Origin of the sequence: Microcystis sp. LE19-195.1E, from assembly GCF_027532095.1 — a bacterium.
GTDB lineage: Bacteria > Cyanobacteriota > Cyanobacteriia > Cyanobacteriales > Microcystaceae > Microcystis > Microcystis aeruginosa.
This window is the reverse complement of record NZ_JAPZSZ010000254.1, coordinates 1-22,245: the sequence shown is the minus strand read 5'-3', so window position 1 is coordinate 22,245 and position 22,245 is coordinate 1. Positions and strand designations below refer to the sequence as shown.

Annotated in this window: 27 protein-coding genes; 12 read left to right on the top strand and 15 right to left on the bottom strand. The window is 44.8% G+C overall.

Features of this window, described 5'->3' with window-relative positions; genetic code table 11:
• Positions 1 to 15 precede the first annotated feature (15 nt).
• The 11 genes from rpmE to O9300_RS14200 form a co-directional block, all read right to left on the bottom strand.
• A complete protein-coding gene (gene rpmE / locus O9300_RS14250; protein WP_002760058.1) occupies positions 16 to 249 on the bottom strand; it encodes a 50S ribosomal protein L31 in 234 nt (77 codons plus the stop codon).
• A 19-nt stretch (positions 250 to 268) separates the two neighbouring features.
• Positions 269 to 682: a 30S ribosomal protein S9 gene (rpsI, locus tag O9300_RS14245; RefSeq protein ID WP_002760057.1), complete on the bottom strand. Its 414-nt coding sequence runs from the start codon at positions 680 to 682 to the stop codon at positions 269 to 271.
• Between the two features lie 4 nt (positions 683 to 686).
• A complete protein-coding gene (gene rplM / locus O9300_RS14240; RefSeq protein WP_002735375.1) occupies positions 687 to 1,142 on the bottom strand; it encodes a 50S ribosomal protein L13 in 456 nt (151 codons plus the stop codon).
• Positions 1,143 to 1,249: 107 nt separating this feature from the next.
• Complete coding sequence (gene truA, locus O9300_RS14235; RefSeq protein ID WP_190380505.1) at positions 1,250 to 2,080, bottom strand: tRNA pseudouridine(38-40) synthase TruA; 831 nt, start codon at positions 2,078 to 2,080, stop codon at positions 1,250 to 1,252.
• Between the two features lie 2 nt (positions 2,081 to 2,082).
• A complete protein-coding gene (gene rplQ / locus O9300_RS14230) occupies positions 2,083 to 2,433 on the bottom strand; it encodes a 50S ribosomal protein L17 (RefSeq protein WP_024970315.1) in 351 nt (116 codons plus the stop codon).
• A 21-nt stretch (positions 2,434 to 2,454) separates the two neighbouring features.
• Positions 2,455 to 3,396: a DNA-directed RNA polymerase subunit alpha gene (locus tag O9300_RS14225; RefSeq protein ID WP_158200657.1), complete on the bottom strand. Its 942-nt coding sequence runs from the start codon at positions 3,394 to 3,396 to the stop codon at positions 2,455 to 2,457.
• 192 nt (positions 3,397 to 3,588) lie between these two features.
• The gene (gene rpsK / locus O9300_RS14220) at positions 3,589 to 3,981 is read right to left on the bottom strand and encodes a 30S ribosomal protein S11 (RefSeq protein ID WP_002735413.1); all 393 of its coding nucleotides are present in this window, start codon (positions 3,979 to 3,981) and stop codon (positions 3,589 to 3,591) included.
• Positions 3,982 to 4,020: 39 nt separating this feature from the next.
• Positions 4,021 to 4,404: a 30S ribosomal protein S13 gene (gene rpsM, locus O9300_RS14215; RefSeq protein WP_002735415.1), complete on the bottom strand. Its 384-nt coding sequence runs from the start codon at positions 4,402 to 4,404 to the stop codon at positions 4,021 to 4,023.
• A gap of 93 nt (positions 4,405 to 4,497) precedes the next feature.
• A complete protein-coding gene (gene rpmJ, locus O9300_RS14210) occupies positions 4,498 to 4,611 on the bottom strand; it encodes a 50S ribosomal protein L36 (protein ID WP_012593611.1) in 114 nt (37 codons plus the stop codon).
• Between the two features lie 127 nt (positions 4,612 to 4,738).
• Complete coding sequence (gene infA / locus O9300_RS14205) at positions 4,739 to 4,969, bottom strand: translation initiation factor IF-1 (RefSeq protein WP_002737109.1); 231 nt, start codon at positions 4,967 to 4,969, stop codon at positions 4,739 to 4,741.
• Between the two features lie 353 nt (positions 4,970 to 5,322).
• Positions 5,323 to 5,589 carry a YciI family protein gene (locus O9300_RS14200; RefSeq protein WP_002736524.1) on the bottom strand — a complete coding sequence of 89 codons (267 nt, stop codon included), beginning with the start codon at positions 5,587 to 5,589 and terminating at the stop codon, positions 5,323 to 5,325.
• A 159-nt stretch (positions 5,590 to 5,748) separates the two neighbouring features.
• Between O9300_RS14200 and O9300_RS14195 the strand changes: the two genes are divergently transcribed.
• Together O9300_RS14195 and glcD are read left to right on the top strand one after the other, a co-directional pair.
• Positions 5,749 to 6,300, top strand: a complete 552-nt coding sequence (locus tag O9300_RS14195) for a 2'-5' RNA ligase family protein (protein ID WP_287972304.1) — start codon at positions 5,749 to 5,751, stop codon at positions 6,298 to 6,300.
• Positions 6,301 to 6,448: 148 nt separating this feature from the next.
• A complete protein-coding gene (gene glcD, locus O9300_RS14190) occupies positions 6,449 to 7,915 on the top strand; it encodes a glycolate oxidase subunit GlcD (protein WP_287972303.1) in 1,467 nt (488 codons plus the stop codon).
• Positions 7,916 to 8,593: 678 nt separating this feature from the next.
• Here glcD and O9300_RS14185 read toward each other — a convergent pair.
• Both O9300_RS14185 and O9300_RS14180 read right to left on the bottom strand, forming a co-directional pair.
• The gene (locus O9300_RS14185; RefSeq protein WP_287972301.1) at positions 8,594 to 9,358 is read right to left on the bottom strand and encodes a hypothetical protein; all 765 of its coding nucleotides are present in this window, start codon (positions 9,356 to 9,358) and stop codon (positions 8,594 to 8,596) included.
• Between the two features lie 69 nt (positions 9,359 to 9,427).
• A complete protein-coding gene (locus O9300_RS14180) occupies positions 9,428 to 10,195 on the bottom strand; it encodes a creatininase family protein (RefSeq protein ID WP_287972299.1) in 768 nt (255 codons plus the stop codon).
• 74 nt (positions 10,196 to 10,269) lie between these two features.
• Between O9300_RS14180 and O9300_RS14175 the strand changes: the two genes are divergently transcribed.
• The 3 genes from O9300_RS14175 (at position 10,270) to phoU (ending at position 13,162) form a co-directional block, all read left to right on the top strand.
• Positions 10,270 to 11,025 (top strand): response regulator transcription factor, encoded by a 756-nt coding sequence (locus O9300_RS14175; RefSeq protein WP_287972296.1) that lies wholly within the window; start codon positions 10,270 to 10,272, stop codon positions 11,023 to 11,025.
• Positions 11,026 to 11,072: 47 nt separating this feature from the next.
• A complete protein-coding gene (locus O9300_RS14170; RefSeq protein WP_287972294.1) occupies positions 11,073 to 12,374 on the top strand; it encodes a sensor histidine kinase in 1,302 nt (433 codons plus the stop codon).
• 119 nt (positions 12,375 to 12,493) lie between these two features.
• Positions 12,494 to 13,162 carry a phosphate signaling complex protein PhoU gene (phoU, locus tag O9300_RS14165; protein ID WP_287730825.1) on the top strand — a complete coding sequence of 223 codons (669 nt, stop codon included), beginning with the start codon at positions 12,494 to 12,496 and terminating at the stop codon, positions 13,160 to 13,162.
• Between the two features lie 49 nt (positions 13,163 to 13,211).
• On the opposite strand, the gene O9300_RS14160 is transcribed toward phoU, so the two are convergent.
• Positions 13,212 to 14,081: an ABC transporter permease gene (locus tag O9300_RS14160; RefSeq protein ID WP_287972292.1), complete on the bottom strand. Its 870-nt coding sequence runs from the start codon at positions 14,079 to 14,081 to the stop codon at positions 13,212 to 13,214.
• Positions 14,082 to 14,134: 53 nt separating this feature from the next.
• Positions 14,135 to 14,323: a hypothetical protein gene (locus O9300_RS14155; RefSeq protein ID WP_002759701.1), complete on the bottom strand. Its 189-nt coding sequence runs from the start codon at positions 14,321 to 14,323 to the stop codon at positions 14,135 to 14,137.
• A gap of 48 nt (positions 14,324 to 14,371) precedes the next feature.
• Here O9300_RS14155 and O9300_RS14150 point away from each other — a divergent pair, with 48 nt between their 5' ends.
• The 7 genes from O9300_RS14150 (at position 14,372) to O9300_RS14120 (ending at position 22,076) form a co-directional block, all read left to right on the top strand.
• Entirely contained in the window at positions 14,372 to 14,848 is a 477-nt protein-coding gene (locus O9300_RS14150; protein WP_002735370.1) for an NAD(P)H-quinone oxidoreductase subunit N, read from the top strand.
• Between the two features lie 323 nt (positions 14,849 to 15,171).
• Complete coding sequence (gltX, locus tag O9300_RS14145) at positions 15,172 to 16,614, top strand: glutamate--tRNA ligase (protein ID WP_287972288.1); 1,443 nt, start codon at positions 15,172 to 15,174, stop codon at positions 16,612 to 16,614.
• 679 nt (positions 16,615 to 17,293) lie between these two features.
• Complete coding sequence (locus tag O9300_RS14140; protein ID WP_287972286.1) at positions 17,294 to 18,376, top strand: ATP-dependent 6-phosphofructokinase; 1,083 nt, start codon at positions 17,294 to 17,296, stop codon at positions 18,374 to 18,376.
• A 130-nt stretch (positions 18,377 to 18,506) separates the two neighbouring features.
• Positions 18,507 to 19,919 carry a DNA methyltransferase gene (locus O9300_RS14135; protein WP_287972285.1) on the top strand — a complete coding sequence of 471 codons (1,413 nt, stop codon included), beginning with the start codon at positions 18,507 to 18,509 and terminating at the stop codon, positions 19,917 to 19,919.
• Positions 19,892 to 20,890 carry an AvaI/BsoBI family type II restriction endonuclease gene (locus O9300_RS14130; RefSeq protein ID WP_353851557.1) on the top strand — a complete coding sequence of 333 codons (999 nt, stop codon included), beginning with the start codon at positions 19,892 to 19,894 and terminating at the stop codon, positions 20,888 to 20,890. The genes O9300_RS14135 and O9300_RS14130 overlap by 28 nt, the downstream gene beginning before the upstream one ends.
• 473 nt (positions 20,891 to 21,363) lie before the next feature.
• Entirely contained in the window at positions 21,364 to 21,672 is a 309-nt protein-coding gene (locus tag O9300_RS14125; RefSeq protein WP_287972282.1) for a type II toxin-antitoxin system HicB family antitoxin, read from the top strand.
• Positions 21,669 to 22,076: a type II toxin-antitoxin system VapC family toxin gene (locus tag O9300_RS14120; RefSeq protein ID WP_079209337.1), complete on the top strand. Its 408-nt coding sequence runs from the start codon at positions 21,669 to 21,671 to the stop codon at positions 22,074 to 22,076. Before O9300_RS14125 ends, O9300_RS14120 begins: the two co-directional genes overlap by 4 nt.
• Positions 22,077 to 22,245: the final 169 nt, after the last annotated feature.

The following is a 22,245-nucleotide window of genomic DNA, read 5'->3' as shown; positions in this document are numbered from 1 at the left end:
GGCAAAAGTAAAGAATTATTTCTGATCGGCCTTTTTGCTTGACTTATCGCCCATTTTGTACTTACGCAAGAAGCGATCGACCCGGCCCTCCGTATCGATCATCTTCTGGGTTCCCGTATAAAAAGGATGATTACCCGACCAAACCTCCACATGAATTTCTGGTTTTGTCGAACCCACCGTCATCACCAGTTCACCATTACAGATCACCTTGGCTTCCGGATACCAAGTAGGATGAATTTTTTTCGGCATAATAAACCTCTCTATTAACCTAACGTTTCGAGTATTGAGGCGCTTTGCGCGCTTTGTGAAGACCGTATTTTTTCCGTTCCTTCGCCCGGGGATCCCGAGTCAGATAACCTTCACTCTTGAGGGGAGGACGATTTTCCGGCGCTAATTGACATAAAGCTCTAGCGACCCCCAATTTCACCGCGTCCGCTTGGCCGGTCAAACCACCGCCCTCGGCCTTAACGATGATATCATACTCGTTTTCCAGTCCCAAAGTCTCCAGAGGAGCCTTGATCGTCTGGATATAGGTGGGAATGCGGTTAAAATGGGTTTCTCCATCGCGACCGTTAACGGTAATTGCCCCCGTCCCCGGCACCAGACGCACGGCAGCGACCGCCGATTTGCGTCGTCCCGTTCCCCAATAAACTACCTTATTTTTACTGTCCGTGGCTTGCATTGACTTAATTTCCTCCTGCGGGAATCGTATTAATCGCTAAAACTTCCGGTTGTTGTGCCTGATGGGGATGTTCCGCACCGGCATAAACTTTCAGTTTCGTGAACAATTTCCGACCTAAGCTATTTTTCGGGAGCATTCCCTTAACAGCGTGTTCGATAATCCGTTCGGGAATGCGTTTTTGCAGTTTATCGAAGCTTTCTACCTTCATACCACCCGGTCTGCCGGAGTCGCGGCGATAAACTTTCTGTTGGCGTTTTTTGCCCGTCACCGTCACTTTTTCAGCGTTAATAACAATGACAAAATCCCCCGTATCCAGATGGGGGGTGAAGGTGGCTTTATTTTTGCCCCGTAGAATCATAGCGATCTCGGTGGCCAGACGACCTAGACGCTGATCGGCCGCATCAATGACGTACCATTTCTGCTCTAGAGTCTCTAAATTTGGTAGAGGTGTTTTGTTCATGGTGAGTTTGCCTTGGTTTACAAAAATAATTTTTTTTATTGCCGACCTGGGTGTTGGGGTGTTGGGGTGTTAGCGTGTTGGGTTTTAGTTGAAATTCCCCCACTTCCCTATTCCCCTATCCCCTCTGCTCGGAAATAATAAAGAGGCTGAGTCTCGAACCAGACGCTATCGGCAAAGGGAAAATCGGCGTAACCCACCCGCAGTAAACATAGTCCTTTAGCTGGTGCGGCGTATTTGACCAATTCTCGGCGCTGATTGACCCAGATGTCGGTAAAGTTTTCTAGCGATCGCTCACCAGTTCCCACCTCCACCAACATTCCCACCAATAGGCGCACCATCCCGTACAAAAAGCCATTGGCTTGAATTTCCATCTGTACAAACGGCCCTTGACGGTAGCATTCCACCCCTTGTACTTCTACCCAGGAATGGTCACGACTAGAGTTGGCACGGTGAAAGGCGGCCAGATGGTGCTTACCCAATAGGGGCTTTAAGGCCCTGGCCATCAAATCGGCATCGAGGGGACGATGGTAGTAGTGCCAACTAAAGGGGCTAACAAATAGATTGGGGATGGGGTCGGTATAGAGGGTGTAACGATAACGTCGCCAGAGGGCCGAGAAACGGGCGTGCCAGCGATCGGGAACCCGGCCCGAGGCCCGGATGACGATATCGTCATCTAGCCGAGCATTAAGAACCTTAGCCCAATGGGAAGGTGGGATCGGACTCTGCTGCTCGAAATGGGCAACTTGGGCGGCGGCGTGAACACCGCTATCGGTACGTCCGGCCCCGTGCAGAGTGACGTCATGACCGAGAATATCGGCCAGAGCCTTCTCGATTTCTTCCTGCACGCTCCTGTGATCGGGTTGCCGTTGCCAGCCGTGGAAATTAGTTCCCACATACTGGATAACTAGGGCGATCCGCGACTGGTGGCAAGCTGTCATCGTTACATCAGTTCGATAATCGCCATGGGGGCATTATCCCCGCGACGGCGCAGGGTACGCACGACCCTGGTATAACCGCCGTTACGACCGCCATAACGGGCTTGTGCGCCTTCAAACAGGGCGTGAACCAGTTGTTTATCGTAGATGTAGCCCATAGCCTGGCGACGGGCGCTCAGGGAACCGTCTTTAGCTAGGGTGATAATGTGGTCTACCTCTGCTCGCACCGCTTTCGCTTTCGCTAGGGTGGTGGTGATCTGACCGTGGCGAATTAGCTGGGTGGCCAAGCTGCGCAGCAGTGCCTTTCTTTGGTCAGCCGGTAGACCCAATTGAGGCACTTTACATCGATGTCTCATGGTATTTTCCTGGAATTGGGTTTACTTGCTTTTTTCTTGGGGTAGGGTGATGCCTAACCGTTTTTGTAGGGCTTCAATGACTTCTTCAGCCGATTTCTGCCCAAAGTTTTTGATTTCTAAGAGATCTTCTTGGCTGTAATCGAGGAGGTCGGCTACGGTGTTGATCTGCGCTCGCTTCAGGCAATTGTAGGCGCGCACGGATAATTGTAGTTCCTCGATCGGAATTTGGTTTTCTTGGTTGATCTCTTGGTCGTCAAAGTTACCGGAGGATTCGAGGGCGTTGAGATCCTTGAGCGGGTTAAAGAGATTAACTAGCATATCGGCCGCTTGGGAAAGGGCTTCTTTGGGGTTAATGCTCCCGTTTGTCCAAATTTCCAAGAGCAGACGATCTCTAGCTTGACCGCTTTCGGAACGGATATCTTCGACGCTGTAGTTGACTTTGGTTACGGGCATAAAAATCGAGTCGATTTGCAGAAAGTCTAGCGAAGTGGCTTCTTCTTTACTGCGATCGATCGCCCGATAGCCTTTGCCTTTTTCCACGCGAAATTCCATCTCTAGCTTGGCCCCTTCGGCTAGGGTAGCGACGTACTGATTGCGATCGACTATCTCCACTTCTGAAGGTAAATCGAATTGTGCCGCCACTACCGTCGCCGGTCCAGTTGCCACTAAACGCCCGATCTGGGTTTGATTGGTGTAGCTTTTCAGGATGATTTCTTTCATGTTGAGCATGAGTTCCATCACGTCCTCGCGTACTCCCTGGACGGTGGCAAATTCGTGATTGACTCCCGCGATCCGCAGGGCCGTCACGGCCGCCCCTTCCAGATTGGAAATGAGAATCCGTCTCAGGGCATTACCTACGGTCGTACCCTGGCCTCTTTCCAGAGGCTCTAGTACAAACTTACTGTACTGACTCTGATTCTTGTAAGTTTTTGCTTCTACACACTCGATTTGAAATTGCGCCACCGATTGACCTCCCTTGTTCAGTTATCAGTTATCAGTTATCAGTTATCAGTTTTCTTAGCGTTCAGCATTTAACGTTCAGCGTTCAGTTTTTTGATCAGATGGTCTTTGACGACCCGATTCTCCTGCTGATGTGCGAAAAGCTAACGGCTGCCGGCCTCAAGATCCCTGTCACCTGAAAAAGCTGTTCACTGTTTACACTCTCCGGCGTTTGGGAGGACGACAACCATTGTGGGGGATGGGGGTCACGTCCCGAATCAGGGTGATTTCTAATCCTGCTCCTTGCAGGGCCCGGATTGCGGTTTCCCGTCCTGCCCCAGGGCCACTAACCATCACCTCTAGTTGACGCATTCCCTGTTCGATCGCTCGGCGGGCGGCGTTATCGGCGGCGGTTTGGGCGGCGAAGGGGGTTCCTTTTTTGGCTCCTTTAAAACCACTCGATCCCGCCGATGCCCAAGAGATCACATCGCCTTTGGTATCGGCGATCGTGACAATGGTATTGTTGAAGGTCGATTGAATGTGAGCGACTCCGGTAGGAATATTTTTCTTCTGTTTTTTTGGTCCGGTTTTTTTGGTTGGTCGCGCCATAGTTTTTCTTGATTGGGGGATATCGCAATGAATAAAAAATTATTTCTTGGAGGGGGCTTTTTTCTTCCCTGCCACTGTCACCCGACGACCGCGACGGGTCCGCGCATTGGTTCGCGTCCGTTGCCCGCGCACGGGTAATCCTAGCCGATGCCGACGACCTCGATAGGTGCCGATATCGGCGAGGCGTTTGATGTTCATCGCCTCCCAGCGTCTCAAATCCCCCTCGATTTGATAATTTGTTTCGATATAAGTCCGTAGCGCCGCCACGTCTTCATCGCTGAGATCCTTGACCCGAGTGTCAGGGTTAACACCCGTCGCAGATAAGACTTCTTGGGAACGCGATAGACCCACTCCGTAGAGGTAGGTCAGGGCGATTTCCACACGCTTATCGCGAGGTAGGTCTACACCAGCTATCCTTGCCACGCTTTTTCTTTCTCCCTATGAACGATTTTTTTTCCAAAAACGACTACAATTAACGGTAACGATTCTCTGCCCCAAGACAGTGACTTTGGTGGGTTAACCTTGTCTCTGCTTGTGTTTGGGGTTAGAACAAATTACCATGACTCGACCGCGCCGACGGATGACGCGGCACTTTTCACACATTTTTTTGACAGACGCTCTAACTTTCATGCCTAACTATTCTGGCAACACTGCAAGCTTACTATTATATCAGATTTCTTTTACCCGTGTCACCTATTTTTTTAAAATAAATTTGGCCGCTTATTAGGCTTTTTGGCTTCTCTGCCCCTATTTATCGCTATTTTTTTTGATTTTTCAGGCGATAGGTAATTCTGCCTTTGGTTAGGTCGTAGGGGGTCAGTTCCACTTTGACTCGATCGCCGGGGAGGATTTTGATATAATTACGGCGGATTTTGCCAGATATATGGGCCAAGACGTTGAAACCGTTATCTAAATCCACCCTAAACATGGCGTTGGGCAAGGATTCGGTGACGGTTCCTTCCATTTCGATGAGATCTTGTTTAGACAAAGTTAATTCCTCAATTTCACTAGAGACAATTTAATTTAATGATCGGCAGCATCAACCGTGCTTTTAGCACAATTCCCCCAGTATAGCTTATCAGTTATCAGTGATCAGTAATCAGTAATCAGATGTGAGTTTTCAGTTCACAGCAAAAAAGCTCCCCATCTTCCCTCTCCCCCCGCAACGCGCACGAAGTGGTCTCCCGACTCCCCACTCCCCACCCCCATCTCCCCACTCCCAGGCAGTATTAACGAGTAATATTTAGATAATCAACAGCTTAACCTTGCTGTGTTTTCACTGATGACTGATGACTGATTACTGATGACTGATTACTGTTCACTGTTCCCTGAAAAGCTAGATTACTCGACGACAATTCGCCATTCATGGAGTTCGTATTCCACACAACCATTCTCGATTAAAGGATCGCGAACTATAATTGCTTGAGCCTCCTCAAGAGAATCGGCCTTAAATAATAACATTCCGCCGCCCCTTTCTGCCCAATAACCGGTTTTTGCTGCTCGTCCTTGGCTAATTAAATCACGCACATAGTCCTTATGGGCGCTGACATAGCGATCGAAGGTAGTTTTATCAACAATGCCTTTTTCTATCTTGACAAACCAGGGCATAAATTCTCAGGAGACTAGGACTGATTAACAACCCTATAATTATACCGATTAATCTTGGCCTTCAATGGTGCAATGTAACAGAGCTATACAATTAGCTAGAGTTGTTGAAGATTGCTAGAATCGAGATAATATCTTCATTTCTCTACCTTGCTTGTCTCCATGAATCAACCCCAGGGATCTCTATTTTTTATTGCGCTTTTGCCGCCGACAGAAGTACAGGAAATTGCCACAAAAATCAAGGTAGAGTTTGCAGAAATTTACAATAGTCGCGCCGCCCTGAAATCGCCTCCCCACGTCACTCTCCAACCCCCTTTCCGCTGGAATTTAGAACAATTACCGGATTTAGAAAGATGTTTAGAGGAATTTGCCCGCTTGCACGCTCCTATTCCCCTAATTCTTCAGAATTTTGCCGCCTTTAAACCGCGAGTCATTTATATTAATGTCCAGAAAACGCCAGAATTATTAACCCTGCAAAAACGGCTTTTACAGCAGCTAGAATCTTCCCTGAATATCATTGATAATGTCTCAAAAAGCCGAGCTTTTTCGCCCCATTTAACCGTTGGCTTCCGAGATTTAACTAAAGATAATTTCTGGAAAGCTTGGTCAAAATATGCTAATCAAGAGCTATTTTTTGAGGTGATAATCGATCAAATTACCCTCCTAATTCATAACGGTAAGCACTGGGAAATTTATCGGCAATTTTCTCTATGAATCCAGACCCTTGCAGGTTTCTATCTACAGAGGAAGGGGTTCTAGTGCTAAAATAGGAGAGAGCAGCTTTAAAAGCTTTATTTCTGGCTTTTTTGCGATATTTTAACCTATAGAGCCATTTTACTGCGACTCCGCCGCCCTGAAACCTATGTTACTCAAAAATCCCCCGAAAATCTCCCCCAATCTGATCAAACAGCTAGAAGCGATCCTTGGCAAAGATGGAGTCATCCGTCGCAAAGATGAATTATTAACCTACGAGTGCGATGGTATCACAGGATACAGACAAAGACCCGCTCTTGTGGTACTGCCTCGCAGCACCGCAGAAATTGCGGCGGTGGTGAAACTCTGTCACGATAACGAGATTGCCTGGGTAGCGAGGGGTGCAGGAACGGGCTTATCGGGAGGGGCGTTACCCTTAGAAGAGGGGATTCTCGTCGTCACGGCGCGGATGAATCAGATTCTCAGGGTTGATTTAGATAATCAAAGGGTGGTGGTACAGCCCGGGGTGATTAATAATTGGGTGACGCAAGCAGTAAGCGGGGCGGGATTTTATTATGCACCGGATCCCTCTAGTCAAATTATCTGCTCGATCGGCGGTAATGTGGCGGAAAATTCCGGCGGGGTTCACTGTTTAAAATACGGTGTCACTACCAATCACGTTATGGGCTTAAAAATCGTCCTTCCCGATGGTTCAATTATCGATGTGGGGGGGGCAGTACCGGAACAACCGGGCTACGACTTAACCGGTTTATTTGTGGGTTCCGAGGGAACTTTAGGCATCGCCACGGAAATCACCCTAAGAATTCTGAAAACTCCGGAATCTATCTGTGTTTTACTGGCCGATTTTACCAGTATCGAGGCAGCGGGCCAAGGGGTGGCGGATATTATTAAATCGGGAATGATTCCGGCGGGGATGGAGATTATGGATAATCTCAGTATCAACGCCGTGGAGGATGTGGTGGCTACCGGCTGTTATCCCCGGGATGCCGAGTCAGTTTTATTAGTGGAATTGGATGGTTTAGGGGTAGAAGTAGCCAGGAATAAGCATCGGGTTGCCGAGATTTGCCGTCAAAATGGGGCGAGAAATATCACCACGGCTAATGATGCCGAAACCCGCTTTAAACTCTGGAAGGGCAGAAAAGCGGCTTTTGCGGCGGCGGGGAAAATTAGCCCTAATTATTTTGTGCAAGATGGGGTGATTCCCCGCACTCAATTGGTGTATGTTCTTCAGGAAATTAAGGCTTTAAGTGAAAAATACGGTTATAAAATCGCCAATGTTTTCCACGCCGGGGATGGCAATTTACACCCGTTGATTCTCTACGATAATAAGGTGGAGGGGGCCTGGGAAGAAGTGGAAGAATTAGGCGGTGAAATTCTCAAACTTTGTGTGCGGGTTGGCGGCAGTTTATCGGGGGAACATGGTATCGGCATCGATAAAAATTGTTATATGCCCGCTATGTTTAACGAGATTGACTTAGAAACTATGGGCTATGTGCGGGACTGTTTTAATCCCAAGGGTTTGGCTAACCCGGGGAAATTATTCCCCACCCCGCGCAGCTGTGGAGAAGCCGCTAATGCCAAAATACAAGGGTTTGGGGGGGTGGATGTGTTTTAGGTTATCGGCAGTAATAGACCTCTTGCAGAAATCAAAAATCGTTGTTAGGGTTAGGAGTCAGTAGTCGGTAGTCAGTAGTCAGGAGAATTAAGAATGAATAACAATCAATTAAATGGTCTATTGGCAAATTTTATGCCATTTAATCCTTATTTTTGCTGTTTTTGAACCCTGAAAAATTAATTAGGGCTTGCTGAATAAATCTAAAAACCTTGCTGGATAAGACTTTTAGACTTTTTGTCAATCCAAAAGTACCGGACCTGGGAGTGAGCGGGGGGAAAATTCAGGTACTTTTTCCCTGAAAATTAGGTAATTGACCAGATGAAAATCGGTAAAACCCTACACCCCACACCCCACACCCCACACCCTGCCCCCACGAAAAACTTTTTCAGCCAACCCTAATTAGGGTTGGCTGAATAAATGTGAAATGTAGGCAAGGTAAGGGTTTTGGGGCTTTTCTTGCGAAACAGGTGCAAGATTTTGAGAGAATCGTCGTTCAAAACCTTGCATCTTCATCGGCCCGCGTCCTGTAGGGGCGAAGCATTCGGGCAATAACCTATCGGTGAAACCGGAGATTTTCTATCCGAATGCTTCGCCCGTACTTTTTCAGCAAACCCTAATTATGCAAGAGGTTTAATGATTTTTCTGACTGATTACTGATTACTGATTACTGACTACTGATTACAGTCCACCTTGGGGTCCTAGGGGCAGATTGATATTAGAGGGGAAAACCTGGACTTGTCTTTCTAGAAAGCGTTGAGTGATTAATTCTCGGAAAATCTCTAGGTCTTTTTGCCATTGTCCCAGAGATTGTTTGAGCAGATTTAATCGATCGCTACCCTCGGCCAGATTATAGTTAAAGTTACCGGCAAATAATAATGCCGCTAAGGTTTTGCCATCGGGTAATTGCAATTTTGCCTCGTTAATCGCCAGGGATAACTGAGAGGTTTCTAACTGATAAATTAGATTGATGCCGGCTTGTAGGGGGGCCGTACCGAAATTGTGCCAGGGACCGGGGGCGAGAAGAGTTTCGGTGATATATTTTTTAGCGGCATCGGGACTACTAGGGAAAGGAACAATACTTTTCGGCGCGATACCCAGGGCTTGATATTCGGCTAAAGGGAGTTTATCTAGATATAAACCAACAATTTCTGGCAGTTTCAGGTTCAGGCTATCGGGAGAGTTAATTATCTCCACAAAGGTAATTTTCCGGGGTTGGGCGACGATGCTGATACCATTTTGAAAATTAACTTGAGCGTAATTAGGATTGAGTACCGGCTGGCCATTTAATTCCCAGTCGGGGGGAACTATTCCCGAATATTTGAGGAAATCAACCGTTAGCATGGCGGGATTGAGGCTTTTGGCTGTAATTGCGATGGCAAGTTCTTGTATTTCCCGCAAACTAGCCAGAGCTTGATTGGAGTTATTGTCAGTGGTGGCAGTCATCAATTTTCTCCTTGGATATTTAAGTTTTGTCTCTAGGGTTACAGTTAAATTATTCCGGGTCTCGGAGGCCTAGTCACTAATCAACTTAGACAAAGGACAAGAGAGCCATTCCAGATAACTATTACTCAATTCTTTCACAGCTAATTCATAGAACCTCTGACCGTGTTCGGGAGTGGCTAAAGCAGGATTGGAACCCATACGACCATCGGGGTAGTTTTGGCGAAAATTAGCCGCACCGTAAATACCATGACCAGAAGCCACTTTTTCGGATAAAAAGGCGTTTTTAAGGCTCTCAGGGTAAAGATACTGAGTTAACGCCACTTCGCTCGGTGTAGCGTGAGAACCTTCCTGATCTCCATACAATTCTTTGGCTAAAAGATAAACATCTCGCACCATAAACCAATTGGCAACTTGACATTTAACCTCGTTTGTGTTAGGCAAATTGAGGGAATCCAAATGATAATAGGTTTCCGCAAAAGCTGCTTTTAGGGTGGCAATATTGCCCCCGTGACCATTAATAAAGAAAAATTGACGAAAACCGGCTCTAGCTAAACAAGTCACATAGTCGAGGATGACTTGAATCAAAGTGCTAGGACGAAGACTAATTGTACCCGGGAAAGCCGTGTGATGTAGGGCCATACCGACATTTAAGGTGGGTGCTACCATTGCTTGTACCTGTGTCCCCACTCCTTTAGCGATCGCCTCCGCACATAGAGCATCTGTACCAATTAGTCCCGTCGGCCCGTGTTGTTCCGTGGAACCAATGGGAATAATAATTCCCTGAGATTGTTCTAGATAGGATTCCACCTCTAACCATGTAGATAACTGTAATAACATTCGGCTCTAGCCTTCCAAAACGAATGCAGGTTGACAAATTGAGATAAAATTAGGACGAATAATCAAGTATTTTTATGTTAACCCTTGACAACCCCCCCTTGTCGGCGAGTACGGATTTCGTTCCCAATCATCGGATTTTAATCGTTGAAGATGAAGAAGTGATTCGGGATATGATTATTTTGGCTTTGGAAGAAGAAGGTTACGAGGCTCTCGGTGTTAGTGATGGTCGCGTTGCCCTAGAACTACTGCAAAGTCAAGAATCTAGTAATCACGGTGAGTCTCGTTTTGATTTGGTCGTTTTGGATTTAATGTTACCCCAAATCAACGGTCTTGATATCTGTCGTCTGTTGCGCTATCACGGCAATATTATCCCGATTTTAATTTTAAGTGCTAAGGCCAGCGAAACCGATCGAGTTTTGGGTTTAGAAGTGGGTGCCGATGATTATCTGACTAAACCCTTTAGTATGCGCGAATTAGTCGCTCGTTGTCGCGCTCTGATTCGTCGTCAAGGATTTACTTCCCTAGCTGCCGCTCCCGTGCGCAAATTCCGCGATGTTCTTCTCTATCCCCAGGAATGTCGGGTGACGGTGCGAGATGAAGAAATTAACCTTTCTCCTAAAGAATTCCGTATCCTAGACCTATTTATGAGTTATCCGCGCCGAGTTTGGTCAAGAGAGCAATTAATTGAACAAATTTGGGGGCCAGATTTTTTAGGAGACACCAAAACCGTCGATGTTCACATTCGCTGGTTACGGGAAAAACTAGAAATCGATCCCAGTCAACCGGAATACCTGATTACTGTACGCGGTTTCGGTTATCGTTTTGGCTAGGTGAGCGATTATATTTTCAAGTTTAGCGATCGCCGCTCGCGCAGACAATGACTATTTTCGCTTTTATTTTGGGAGTAGTTTTAGGTTTGAGTATTTGTTACTGGCAAGTCTCACGCTTAAATAGAGAGTTAAAGCGAACCCTGAGCGCTCTCTCGGATTCGGCGGATTTGTCGGCTTCTTTTCCCGTTACCTCCCTGGTGCGTCGAGAATTACAGTTTCTCTCCCAAAGTCTGCAAGAGCGAGAAAAGAGCTTAGAAATTCAGAAATCCTTGCTAGAACGAGCGCCGATCGCCTATCTTCATGTCGATGCCGATAATCAACTGCTCTGGTGTAATCAACAGGCAATTACCCTCTTAAAACTCGATCGCTGGCAGCCAGATCAGGTACGTCTGCTGCTGGAATTAGTGCGCTCCTACGAATTAGATCAATTAATTCAAGAAACTCGCCAAAAACAGAGTCCACAGGTGCAAACTTGGACTTTTTACCCGACTAATTATCCTGTCATCCCCATTAGCGATCGCCAAGTGATTGCTCCTAAATCGATTGCCTTGAAGGGTTACGGTTATCCGCTGCCGGAAGGTAAAATCGCTGTATTTATCGAAAATAGACAGCCTTTAGTGGAATTATCGCAAAATCGCGAGCGAGCTTTCTCTGACTTAACTCACGAGTTACGCACTCCCTTAACCTCCATTTCTCTCCTTACCGAAGCTTTACAAAAACGCCTCCAAGCTCCCGAAAGACGCTGGTTAGAACAAATGGCGAAAGAAGTGGAGCGTTTGAGCCAATTAGTCTGCGATTGGCTAGAAATCAGTGAATTACAAGCGGATGCGGGGCGATCTTTACAATACCAGATGATTAATCTAGAGGACCTAATCAGCGCCGCTTGGCAGACTGTCACCCCAATAGCCGCCCAAAAACAGATTAGCTTAGATTATTCCTCTCCGGTGGATTGGACGCTGGAAGTGGATCACTCTCGTCTGCTGCAAGTTTTCCTGAATCTCTTTGATAATGCCATTAAGTATAGTCCCGATCAGGGGAAAATTCGCCTAGAAATTCGGGAAATATCCGATACTATCGGGGAAAAATGGCTGAAAATTGACGTTATCGACAACGGGAAGGGATTTAACGAAGCGGATCTACCCTACGTTTTTGATCGCCTCTTTCGCGGTGATCCTTCCCGCACCCGTCAAAAACAAAGCACAAAGGATTATAGTACCGGTTTAGGTTTATCGATTGCCAAAGAGATTATTCAAGCCCATGGCGGTTCGATCGTCGCTCAAAATGATCCTAACACCGGCGGCGCTCGCCTACAAGTCACTCTCCCCTGTCAAAAAAAAGCGGTGGGGTGATGGGTGTGGGGTGTGGGGAGAAAAAAATCTGTCAAGTTCTCTGGACAACTGTGCAAAATCGAAAATTTTCTTGTTATGACTGTAGAGAAAGAGTAGTTTTATGTTAAGCGAATCTGACCGTGAGCCTATCCAAAGAAACCAATCATCCCGATCGCACCTATTTCGCTCGTTCTCTCCAGCGATTGGAGCAGGATGTGCTGAGAATGGGAACCTTGGTCGAAGAATCCTTTCGTCTTAGCCATCAATCCCTTTTTGCTAGGGATTTGGAAATGGCGAAAAAAATCGCCCCCCTTGACAAGGAAATCGATCGCTACTACCGTCAAATCGAGTTAGATTGTGCCACTCTCATGACTCTACAGGCTCCCGTAGCCCAAGATTTGCGGCTTTTAAGTGCTTTTATGCAATTAGTGCGCGATTTGGAACGGATCGGCGATTATGCCAAGGATTTGGCTGAAATAGCTCTCAAATTATTCGCCTATACTCCCCACGATTGTATGGGTGAGATCGAGGCTATGTCCCACCATGCCCAGTATATGTTAGCCACGAGCCTTGTTGCTCTGGCCGACCTCGATCAAGAAGCAGGTCCAAAGGTGAAAGAACTAGATAATACGGTCGATCGAGCCTATGATTATCTCTATCACACTCTCGCCCATCAAAGAGACATCAAAGGTGTGGTGGAACCAATCCTGCTGATGGCTTTACTAATCCGTCATCTGGAACGTATGGCCGATCACGCCACCAATATCGCCCAAAGGGTATCCTACATCGTTACCGGACAGAGAGACTGAGGGTGTGGAGGCTCCTGAGATGATTTTCCTCGAACTCTGGCCCTCGCTTTTAGCGTTTACGACTCAGGGGGTTTAAAATTTCACTTAACCCCTCTCCCAAGAGAGATAAACCCACCACCATCGTGGTCATTGCTAATCCGGGGAATAAAGTGGTCCACCAGATACCTGTAGATAAATCCGCCAAAGCTTCCTTGAGATCATGACCCCATTCAGGCACTTCTTCCGGTAATCCTAAGCCTAAAAAGCCTAAACCGCCTAAAACAAGGATCGCATCCGCCGCGTTGAGTGTAAACAGAACCGGGACACTCTGGACGACATTAAAGAAAAGATATTTTGATAGTATCCGGCTAGGACTGGCACCGATCGCTCGCGCCGCTTCGATAAATAACTCATTTTTAACGCTGGCGGTTTGATTTCTGACCACGCGAAAATATTGGGGAATATAGGCAATGCTAACAGCGATCGCTACATTGACGATACCACGACCCAAAACGAAAGCCAGAGCCACCGATAATAATAACCCCGGCAAGGTGTAGAGGGTATCCATGAGAAAGAGGAGAACGCGATCGATCTTACCCCCCAAATAACCGCTAATTAACCCTAAAGGAACCCCGATGACTAAAGATAATCCTGTGGCCAAAAATACCACGGACAAGGCCGCCCGGGCCCCGAATAGGGTGCGGGAAAAGACATCATAACCGCGCACATTCGTCCCGAACCAATGGGCGTAACTGGGGGCTTGTAGGGGATAATTGCTTAAAATGTCGGTTGGATCCTGAATCAGTCCGATCGCTTGCAGAAGGGGCGAAAACAGGGCAATCAGGATAAAAATAATTGTCAATACCAACCCAACCCCTAGGAGCTTAGTAGTTAGGTTGGGTTTCAGAAAAGGATCGATCGGCAATTTAACAGGAGTCATCGACAAAATTTAGCCATTGCATAGAACGCTAATTGTACAAGAGCAGTGTTTTTTCAAACAGCCGGGGCCGAAACGACCATAAACCAGAGTAAGACTGCTAAAGCTAAAACAGTTAGTTTAATCAGGATATAAAGCAGTCCGTTGGGATAAAGGAGATCGTGAAACATATTACCTCCTTGGGAGAGTAGCGATTGTCCCTCTCTATCTTTGATCTTAAGTCTTTCTTTGTTCAGCTGACGCACAACTTAACAAAACGTGCGATTATAGGGAAAAAGATTTTTTCACTAGCTATGGCACTACTGACCACGGGAAAACCATTTATTCGCGATCTGGAACAATACGGTGCTTTAGGGGTTTACGCACCCTTAGAAGGAGGTTACGAGGGACGCTATCAAAGACGTTTACGGGCCACTGGTTACAATGTCCTGCATATCACCGCTAGAGGTCTAGGGGATTTAAGTGCCTATCTTACCGGCATTCATGGAGTTCGTCCCCCCCATTTAGGTAAAAAAAATATTGGTCGGGAAGCAGCCGTCGGACCGGTTTATTTTATTCCTCCCATTGCTACCTATCAATTGGAAAATTTACCCCCCAAATCTAAAGGTTTAGTGATTTGGATTATTGAAAGTTTTGTTTTATCCTCGGAAGAAAAACAATACTTAATTAATCTTAGTCAACAGGAACCCCGGTTAAAATTTGTCCTCGAATTGGGTGGGGAAAGATATTTCCGTTGGCAACCTTTGAGCAAATCTTTAGTCGCTGCCTAGAATTACCGAAATAACAGGGTTATTGAAATATCTCCCCCTCAAACCCTCTCCCCGGAGAGGGAAACTTCAATTCTTGAGAGTTTGTTGTTCCTTTCTCACCCTTTGGTAGCTATTTATTTAAGTAGGGAGGCACAATTCTTTGTAGGATGGGTTAGCGGTAGCGTAACCCATGCGGGAGTTGGGTTTCATGCTTCAACCCAACCTACGTTCATCTTATATTTAATTCCACCCACCCATTTAATTTTCTTAATTTCGCGAGTTGGCCTAGGTGAATTTGCCATAATATGGGATATCGTTGCCGCAAAAAACCTAGGAGTTAAATCGTGACAGTGAGAGTTCGTATTGCCCCCAGTCCCACGGGAAATTTACACATTGGAACAGCACGCACAGCCGTGTTTAACTGGCTTTTTGCCCATCATCACCGGGGCAAATTTATCTTGCGCGTGGAAGATACAGATTTAGAACGTTCTCGACCAGAATATACCGAAAATATTCAAGCGGGCCTACAATGGTTAGGACTGAATTGGGATGAAGGTCCTTTTTTTCAAACTCAACGCCTTAATTATTATCGTCAGGCGATTCAAACCCTGCTCGATCGAGGTTTAGCCTATCGTTGTTATTGTACCCCAGAAGAATTGGAAAAAATGCGGGAAGAACAAAAAGCCCGCAATCTTGCCCCCCGTTACGATAATCGTCATCGTTATCTCACCCCCGAACAACAAGCTCAATTCGAGCAAGGGGGGAGAAAAGCAGTAATTCGTTTTATTATTGACGATGATCGAGAAATTATTTGGCAGGATTTAATCCGGGAAAAAGTTATCTGGAAAGGTAGTGATTTAGGGGGGGATATGGTGATCGCTCGTACATCGGAAAATGGGGAAGAAAACTTCGGTCAGCCTCTCTATAATTTAGCGGTAGTTGTTGATGATATTGATATGGAAATTACCCATGTTATTCGTGGGGAAGATCACATCGCTAATACGGCTAAACAAATTCTTTTATACGAAGCTTTAGGGGCAAAAGTGCCGGAGTTTGCCCACAGTCCTTTGATCTTAAATCAGGAGGGTCGCAAGTTATCTAAACGGGATGGAGTCACTTCGATCGATGATTTCCGAAAACTGGGTTTTCTGCCGCAAGCTTTGGTTAATTACATGACTCTCCTCGGTTGGACTCCTCCCGATTCCACCGAAGAAATTTTTACCCTTGAAACGGCCGCTGAAGTGTTTAGTTTAGAACGGGTAAATAAAGCGGGGGCAAAATTTGACTGGACTAAATTGGATTGGATTAATAGTCAATATCTCCATCGTTTAACCGGTGAGGAATTAGTGCCTTTACTTCTCCCCTACTGGCAAGAAGCGGGGTATGATTTTGCTGCTGAAACCGATCGAGCTTGGTTGATCGGTTTGGCTACTCTCATCGGTCCGAGTTTAACTCGTTTAAGCGATGCTGTCGCTGAAAGTCGCTTACTTTTAACCCCTCTGGCTAATTATAATCAGGAGGCTTTAAGTCAATTACAATTAGAGGGAGTTAAGGATATTATCAAGGATATTCTCGCCGCTATTACTCCCGATTTGACCGGAGAAGCTGCTAAGGGAATTGTTGAGACAACAACTAAAGCCCATCGGGTTAAAAAAGGTCTGGTGATGAAGTCTCTACGCGCCGCTTTGATGGGGGAGTTACACGGTCCAGATTTAATGCAGTCTTGGCTACTTCTCAATCAAAAAGGTTGGGATATATCCCGTCTTCAGCAAGCAGTAAATAGTTAAATTGATTGACTATCAGTTATCAGAAAATTTCTCGTACATTAGGGTTGACAAATTCCCTAGAATTGCTATATAATTTCTAGTATAATGGGAATCCGTGTCGCCCTGCATACCCTGCTCGTGATCGATTACTGAGGGGATGGGGCGGAGTTTTCGGTTTTGGCTCTTCTCGACTTTGTGTGATAATTTTTGCTTATGGAATCCTGAAGTGCTTATCGGGCAGAACTTTTATACTAAATCTGGTTATTAAAAACTGATTATTTATTCTCCGTTTTGCATGAGTGCCTCTCCTGATATTTAGCCTATACCCAACGGATGGCCGTATTACTTCCGACTTGATCACTCAATCCAAGCTTTTGGGGGGTTCTACCCCCCAAACCCCGGAGCGCATTAGTTTTTCGGTGAGATGCTTACACGCAGCTGCTGACACATCTGTAATCATTTAAGAGTCACTCCCGCAAGTGGAGTGACTCTCCTGATATGTAGCCTATATTCAACGGATTTAGTATTAGGACTATTTTGCGGAAGAAACTATCAGTATAAAACTCGTTTCCACACAGAAACCAGAAGATCGCGATTTTTCCCCTAACTGTCAGGGACGATCTAGAAACTTTCTTAATTTTCAGGCATTATCCGCAACTTTTCCCTAAATATAGATTTGTTGATCTCCTGACAAAAACCTATGGGTGAAAAAAAACGAATTGGAATTCTCACCAGTGGTGGCGACTGTGCGGGTTTAAATGCCGCCATTCGTGCCGTTGTCCACCATGCCAGTGGCAATTATGGCTGGGAAGTGGTGGGTATTCGAGAAGCAACTAACGGATTAATTAACCGTCCCCCAAAAACCACTATCTTTGATATTGAAGGAGTCGATCGCCTGTTGGTGATGGGAGGAACAATTCTCGGTACTACCAATAAGGGGGATCCCTTCGCTTTCCCGATGCCCGATGGAACCCTGATCGATCGCTCTCAGGACATCATTGACGGCTATCATAGTCTGGGACTGGATGCCCTGATCGGCATCGGTGGCGATGGTAGTCTGGCGATTTTGCGCCGTATTGCCCAACAGGGAGGCATTAATCTGATCGGTATCCCCAAAACCATCGATAATGATGTGGGAGCTACAGAAGTCTCCATCGGCTTCGATACAGCTACTAATATTGCCACAGAAGCCCTCGATCGCCTCCATTTTACCGCCGCTAGTCATAACCGGGTGATGATTCTAGAAGTTATGGGTAGAGATGCTGGCCATATCGCCCTGGCTGCCGGTATTGCGGGGGGGGCCGATATCATTCTCATTCCCGAAATTCCCTACCGATTAGAGAAGGTCTGCGAGAAGATCCGGCAACGGCAGCGTATGGATAAACAGTTTTCTCTGATTATTGTCTCCGAGGCTGTGCGTACCGAAACTGGCAATCGCCTAGTGCAAAAGGAAGCCCTAGGAGAAGATCGTCTCGGGGGTATCGGTCGCTATTTAGCCGAAGAAGTTGCCAGGGAAACCGGGGCCGAAACGAGAGTGACTTTCCTGGGCCACATTCAACGGGGGGGTATTCCTTCTCCGATGGATCGCTTACTGGGGGCGGCTTTTGGCGTGGCGGCCGTGGATCTGATCGCCAGGGGAGAATTCGATCGCATGGTGGCCTGGCAAAATCGGCAAGTGGTCAGTGTTCCCATTGAGGAGGCGATTAAAACCTATCGCGTCGTCGATCCCGAAGAAACTTTAGTCAAAACCGCCAGGGGTTTGGGTATTTGTCTAGGGGATTGAGATTAAATCTAGGGGAATCGGTGCGAGAATTAACCCTTAAGTATCGCCCTTTCCCCACTGATTAAAATTACCAATCAAATAAAGATAAACTCTGATAATTATTTTTCGGCAATTTCGCCAGTAAACCTAAATGATTAATGGTTCAGTTAATGTAGCAGAAAGATTGTTAGAAATCAACAATCTCGATCAAGAATTATTTAATTATTTTCAAGACAAATTACTTGATTCTGAGCAATTATCTCGTACCCTAGTGAGTTTTCAAGGTAATAAGAACCAACCGGTTTATCGCTGGTATAAATATAAAGAGGGTTTTTCCGTTGATCTGATAGTTTATCTTCTAGAAAAATATGGTATCAAACAAGGAAAAATACTAGACCCTTTCGCCGGGAGCGGAACAACTTTATTTGCGGCGGCGGCCAGGGGTTTATCAGCAGATGGAATAGAACTATTGCCGATTGGACAAGAATTAATTATGACTAGACAAATTTTAGAAAATGGCTTAAATAGTGATGATATACATCGTCTAAAGTACTGGTCTAACCATAGCCTTTGGCAACAGGTAGATGACAAAGTTAAGTTATTAGAATTACCAATTACTCAAGGAGCATATCCCCAAGAAAATCAGGCTTGTATAGAAAGTTACTTAGGGTTGATTGCCCAAGAGAATGAGCGAGTGCAAGCGATCTTAAAATTTGCCTTACTTTCTATTCTCGAATCAATTAGCTATACTAGAAAAGATGGTCAATACCTCCGTTGGGATTATCGTTCTGGTAAACAACAGGGCAAAAATATATTTGACAAAGGAAAAATTTTAGACTTTAAAATTGCCCTACATAGCAAGTTACGAGAAATTCTCGCAGATTTAGAGCCTAGTCAGCAACAATTGGAACTTTTTTCTAGAGATTATCCTCGGGGAAAAATTCAACTATATCAAGGTTCTTGTCTTGAGATTTTGCCAGAGATTTCCTCAGAAAAATACGATTCTATTATTACTTCTCCTCCTTATTGTAATCGCTATGATTATACTCGTATCTACGCTTTGGAATTGGCTCTGTTGGGAATAGATCAACTACAATTAAAACAATTACGTCAACAAATGCTTAGTTGCACTGTTGCAAATAAACCCAAAGAGTTACTAAAAATAAATGAACATTGGTCGCCAGCCATTGCCATAACTGATCGTCAAAAATTATTAGAAAGTATCCTAGGTTATTTAGAGGAATTAAAATCAAGCAAGGCCTTAAATAACCATGGTATTCCTCGGATGATTAGGGGGTATTTTCTGGAAATGTCTTGTCTAATTTATGAATGCTTTCTGGTTATGAAATCCTCGGGTATTTTCTGTATGATTAATGATAACGTGCGCTATGCGGGGGCTAGTATTTCTGTAGATTTAATTTTGTCAAAAATTGCCGAAGAAATTGGATTTAAAGTAGAAAATATTTTAGTAGTTCCTCAGGGAAAAGGTAATAGTAGTCAGCAAATGGGATGTCATGGTAGAGAATCTTTAAGAAAATATATTTATGTGTGGAGAAAGCCTTAATGGAAAAACCCTATCTCTTGCATTTAAACCAAAGTTGTGATTTGGAGACTACCTATGAAGCTATCCGTTCAGGATTTATTGCTCTAGCCTTAGAAAAAAATCAGAGAGCTACTCCTTTAATTGCAGAAGCAAGAACCTTAAAAATTATTGCCCAAACCGTAAACAATCCTAGAGAGTTACTAAACATCCCAGATATTCAAGCGGCTTTATTAACTGCATCGGGAATTTCTGATAAGGCTAAAAATTATTTACATTCCCAAGACAAGGTAGAAGCAATTCAAGAATTAATTGTCAATTTTCTGGAACCTGCGGGGACTAATTTTGTCGAGGAGTTAGTCTATAGATTTCTATTGATTCGGGGTGACACTTTAGGAGGAATCATGAGAAACGCGGGTGGCTCCTTAGCTCAAAGTAAATTTACTCGTTCTCTATTAGCAACTTTAAGAGTAGCAGGGATTGCTTATGATTGGCTCAATTCTAGTAATAATCAATGGAGAGAAGCTGAAGAAATGACACCTAATCTAGAAATCTTGGTTAGAGGTGTTAGCTGGTTAAATAACAGCCAACCAAGAACAATAATTTATAATGTCAATGTTCCCATTGTTAATAACAACAATATTGATTTGTGCCTTTTAAAATGTGATTCGACGCAATTAGCTAATCAAAAAATCAAAAAACAAACCTTACAATCTGCTGATTTATACATTGCTTTGGGAGAATTGAAAGGTGGGATTGATCCCGCAGGAGCAGATGAACATTGGAAAACTGCTCGTACTGCTTTGCAGAGAATTGATGATGCTTTTATAAAAATATCTAAGCATCCTTATACTTTTTTTATCGGCGCTGCTATTGAAACAAAAATGGCTAGGGAAATTTATCAGCAATTAGAGACGAAAAAACTCACCAATGCCGCTAACTTAACCAATGATAATCCACTGGTTTCAATTATGCGTTGGCTATGCCATCTTTAACCTAGTTAACATTTAGAAAATTAACCCTCAAATAAAGAAGTTATATCATTTTTCAAAAGTAATGACAGACTTAGTTGATCATTTCAAAGCGCAATCCCTCTCGGAGAAAGGAATTGCACTTTCAGATGTTAGTCACGACTATTGAAAATTGGTATTATTTCACCATTAAGGTAACTGCTGTAATTAACTCCCTTTATGGCATAGAATTACAATATAGTCATTTCAATTAAGATTGAGAATATCAATGCCAGAGTCCATAAGGGTTTAACTGGTCTAGAGTGTATCAGACTTATCTGAAATGATTATAAGATAAACGCCGTCAAACATACACACTTCTCCCGCCCCGTTGTATCAAAAGCTACAATTTAATAAATATTTACATTACTCGACTGGCGATTCCCGCAGTTGGCTAATCTCCATTCCTACAAATTACAATTGAGTTAAGATATTCATTTAATTTAAACAGGTGAGCGATGAAATCAAAAGTCAGTATTGAAATAGAAAAGAGAGAAGGAAAATATTCTGCTTACAGTCCTGAAATTAAAGGATATATAGCAGAAGGAAATTCCTTAGATTCAGTCATTGATGCGATCAAACAAGCCATCCAATCCCATTGGCATCAACAAGAAGAAGAATCCAGCAAGACAACGGCCCAATCGCTTCTCGAACTTTTTGAAAATATTACAGCCGGCATGACCGAAACAGAAATCAACAATTTGCCGAGGGACGGCGCACAAGAACATGACCACTATATCTATGGTATTCCTAAAAGCGATTCATGAGAACTATCTTTGCTGATACATTTTATTGGACAGCATCCATCAATCCTAGAGATAATTGGCACGGTCAAGTAATTGCTATTACTCGCACATTAGAACAATTTTGTCTTGTGACAACTGAAGAAGTTTTAGCAGAGACTTTGACTTTTTTTTCAGCTTACGGGAGTCAGATGAGACAGCGTGCTTGTCAACTTGTTCAAGGAATAATAAAAAACCCCAATATTCAGGTAATCCACCAAACTCATGAATCATTTTTAGCGGGTCTAACTCTTTACCAAAATCGTCCTGACAAAGAATATAGTCTCATTGATTGTATCTCTATGCAGACGATGCGAGAACTGGAAATTATCGAGATATTGACCCATGATAAACATTTTACTCAGGAAGGTTTTGTCATTTTGCTATAGTGCAATTGCCCTCGATTCTTAAGGTATTTAGGGTCTGCTGAAAAAGTTTTTCGGTGGGGGCAGGGTGTGGGGTGTGGGGTGTGGGGTGTGGGGTTTTACCGGTTTTGAGGTGGCCAATTACCTAATTTTTAGGGAAAAAGTCCTGGAATTTTCCCCCTGATCACTCCCA

Coding starts and splice junctions, on each gene's coding strand:
- rpmE (WP_002760058.1), bottom strand. CDS start 249: ATGCCGAAAAAAATTCATCCTACTTGGTATCCGGAAGCCAAGGTGATC.
- rpsI (WP_002760057.1), bottom strand. CDS start 682: ATGCAAGCCACGGACAGTAAAAATAAGGTAGTTTATTGGGGAACGGGA.
- rplM (WP_002735375.1), bottom strand. CDS start 1,142: ATGAACAAAACACCTCTACCAAATTTAGAGACTCTAGAGCAGAAATGG.
- truA (WP_190380505.1), bottom strand. CDS start 2,080: ATGACAGCTTGCCACCAGTCGCGGATCGCCCTAGTTATCCAGTATGTG.
- rplQ (WP_024970315.1), bottom strand. CDS start 2,433: ATGAGACATCGATGTAAAGTGCCTCAATTGGGTCTACCGGCTGACCAA.
- rpsK (WP_002735413.1), bottom strand. CDS start 3,981: ATGGCGCGACCAACCAAAAAAACCGGACCAAAAAAACAGAAGAAAAAT.
- rpmJ (WP_012593611.1), bottom strand. CDS start 4,611: ATGAAAGTTAGAGCGTCTGTCAAAAAAATGTGTGAAAAGTGCCGCGTC.
- O9300_RS14200 (WP_002736524.1), bottom strand. CDS start 5,589: ATGCCCTGGTTTGTCAAGATAGAAAAAGGCATTGTTGATAAAACTACC.
- O9300_RS14195 (WP_287972304.1), top strand. CDS start 5,749: ATGAATCAACCCCAGGGATCTCTATTTTTTATTGCGCTTTTGCCGCCG.
- glcD (WP_287972303.1), top strand. CDS start 6,449: ATGTTACTCAAAAATCCCCCGAAAATCTCCCCCAATCTGATCAAACAG.
- O9300_RS14185 (WP_287972301.1), bottom strand. CDS start 9,358: ATGACTGCCACCACTGACAATAACTCCAATCAAGCTCTGGCTAGTTTG.
- O9300_RS14180 (WP_287972299.1), bottom strand. CDS start 10,195: ATGTTATTACAGTTATCTACATGGTTAGAGGTGGAATCCTATCTAGAA.
- O9300_RS14175 (WP_287972296.1), top strand. CDS start 10,270: ATGTTAACCCTTGACAACCCCCCCTTGTCGGCGAGTACGGATTTCGTT.
- O9300_RS14170 (WP_287972294.1), top strand. CDS start 11,073: ATGACTATTTTCGCTTTTATTTTGGGAGTAGTTTTAGGTTTGAGTATT.
- O9300_RS14160 (WP_287972292.1), bottom strand. CDS start 14,081: ATGACTCCTGTTAAATTGCCGATCGATCCTTTTCTGAAACCCAACCTA.
- O9300_RS14150 (WP_002735370.1), top strand. CDS start 14,372: ATGGCACTACTGACCACGGGAAAACCATTTATTCGCGATCTGGAACAA.
- O9300_RS14140 (WP_287972286.1), top strand. CDS start 17,294: ATGGGTGAAAAAAAACGAATTGGAATTCTCACCAGTGGTGGCGACTGT.
- O9300_RS14135 (WP_287972285.1), top strand. CDS start 18,507: ATGATTAATGGTTCAGTTAATGTAGCAGAAAGATTGTTAGAAATCAAC.
- O9300_RS14125 (WP_287972282.1), top strand. CDS start 21,364: ATGAAATCAAAAGTCAGTATTGAAATAGAAAAGAGAGAAGGAAAATAT.
- O9300_RS14120 (WP_079209337.1), top strand. CDS start 21,669: ATGAGAACTATCTTTGCTGATACATTTTATTGGACAGCATCCATCAAT.